General features: G+C 61.0%; 1 protein-coding gene. It reads right to left on the bottom strand.

Features of this window, described 5'->3' with window-relative positions; all coding sequences use genetic code 11:
- Positions 1-1,204: 1,204 nt before the first annotated feature.
- Positions 1,205-2,095 carry a hypothetical protein gene (locus JJE47_03590; protein MBK5266492.1) on the bottom strand — a complete coding sequence of 297 codons (891 nt, stop codon included), beginning with the start codon at positions 2,093-2,095 and terminating at the stop codon, positions 1,205-1,207.
- Positions 2,096-2,208 lie beyond the last annotated feature (113 nt).

The raw sequence follows: 2,208 nt of genomic DNA, 5'->3' as shown, positions 1-2,208 counted from the left end.
GCTGTTGTCGGACGGTTCGGCGATCTTCCAGGGCAGCCTGGGACTCGGGATGCGGTTCCTACCCGCCCCGTCCGGTTACCAACCGCCCGGTTGTTACTAATGAGCCAAGCCTCGAGGTGTCGATCGTCTCGATCCAACGGGCCGGGCGTTGGTTTTTCGGCGTCATCGGCCCAAGACGCACGGACCCGGACACCGCACCGATCACCCGATTTCGGACGAGAACGAGCTCGTTGTCGAACAGCGCCGAGCGGCACCCACGAACGCTCGGACGGGCCTGCGGGTTTGCTACTGAGCGTGACCGCTCATGTGGTCCTGACGATTGCGCCCGTACTGGTCGGGAACTCGGTTGGGATGTACTGATACTCCAAGAAGAACACCTCCACGGGGTGCCAACCTCCGTTGAAGATGTCGAGTTCGCCGACGAGGACAGTGCCGGTTTCGCCCAGCTCGCCTCCAACCTGATCAAGCTCGGAAGCCACGTACTTGAGAAACGACTCATCGTTTACTGAACCTGACGCTGGTCGGCAGCAAGATCCCGACCGGTTTCTCCGATCGACATGCTCATCGCCCCGATCGCTGGGCGAGGACCTGAGGGCTAGGGCAGATCGCCAGATACGGGGCGAGAACGCACGTCACGCCAAGAGTCCGAGGTCGGCACTACGTGGCTACCTCCTAGCTTCGTCGGGAACACCCGCCGTGGGTGACGCCGCTCCGTTCCTTGCGGTCGATCTGCCGGTTCCAGGGTGGCTCGGAGGTCGTCGGTCGAGGGGACTATTCGTGGCGGTGCCTAGGTTCAGGGTTGTGGTGGACCGGCTTCGATTGCTGAGGCTGGAAAGCGGTCTCGACAGGTGTTGACGGCCATGAGCCACAATGCTTGTGCTCCCTCTCCAACCGAGGGCGGCTTCGAACCTTCTGATCGGGCTGATAGGGAGAGATCTGCTGTGATGAACTCTTCGGCCATGGCTCGGGCGACGTCGTGGTGGGAATCTGGCGGGACCGACTCGTCAAGGCATGCGACGCAGGCGTATGGAACATGGGAACACCACCACTATCCGACGACAAGACTGCCCTCTCCAACTCCATAACCAGTAACTCGCACAACCACCCAAATCGGTGGACACAAACATCGAAAGAACCCTACGACCCGGCATGGGGGTTCTGATTTCACCCTGCGGTGAGCGCTTGTCTTCTTCGTTTCAGCCCCTCATCGTGGACTCTCCCGGTATTTGAGGGCTTCCCAGCGTCGGACGCCTGCGGCGATGAGGAACAGTCCGAGTGCCAGTAGGGAGAGGGCGCCGGAGGCCGCATTGAGGACTAGCCATGGGATGGTGCCGCTGATGTTGCGGAACGAGAGGGCGAAGTCGACGATGATTCCCCAGCTGTATCGATTCTCGACAAGTCCGAGGAACCCGAGGAACCCGTCGGTGATGAGCGCAGCTGAGGCAGATAATGCTGCGTATACGAATGCCAGAGGAACTAGATGTGGCACGATCTCTGTGCGAAACTGTCTCGAGGGTCGGGCACCTGCGAGTTCGGCTGAGTCCATGAAACCGGACGCGGCAACCGTGGCGGCCCGGCTACCGAGTACCAGGCCTGCGGTCGACATGCCGGTAAGCAGCCCAAAAAATAGGCCGAAGACTGGCGCGGTGAACAAATCCCCGAGGACGCTGACACCGAGAATGGCCATGACGATTGGTGCGGGAAGCATCAGTGCCACATTGGACGCCAACCACGCCGTCCATCGGCTGGGCCGCCTTCCAACTGCCAGACCGGCTATCGCGAGGGCAGAGACGAAACTCGAAAACGCCGCGGTCGTCGAGACTAGTAGCGCCGGCTTCGACCCTTCCATGATCATTGAAACTACGTCGCGTCCGAGCGGATCGGTGCCCAGGAGGTGAGCCGCGGTGGGGGCTGAGGGGTGGAGGAGTTCGGAATCGAATCCCGTATTTGGGTCGTACACCCCCGATGGCCATACCGATCCCAGTAGCAGTGGTTGGAGAATCGCCATGAGGACAAAGAGGCCGACGATGACTAGCCCGAGCCTCGTAAAGCTATCGCTCCACCACCGGAGTTCGTTCTGTGAGCGGGGATTCATCTTCGGGCTACCGAGCTGAGGTATCTCGGGTCAAGGGCGGCTTGGGCCACGTCGAGCAGAAGCCGAGCTACCACTGTGATGAGTCCAACTACCAGTAGCGCTCCCATCGCAAG

The sequence above is a fragment of the Acidimicrobiia bacterium genome (assembly GCA_016650365.1).
GTDB lineage: Bacteria > Actinomycetota > Acidimicrobiia > Spongiisociales > JAENVV01 > JAENVV01.
The sequence above is the reverse complement of the archived record's forward strand: the minus strand, read 5'-3'. Positions and strand labels throughout refer to the sequence as shown.

Excerpts from the sequence above, each read along its gene's own strand:
- JJE47_03590 (MBK5266492.1), bottom strand. The coding sequence starts at position 2,095 with ATGAATCCCCGCTCACAGAACGAACTCCGGTGGTGGAGCGATAGCTTT.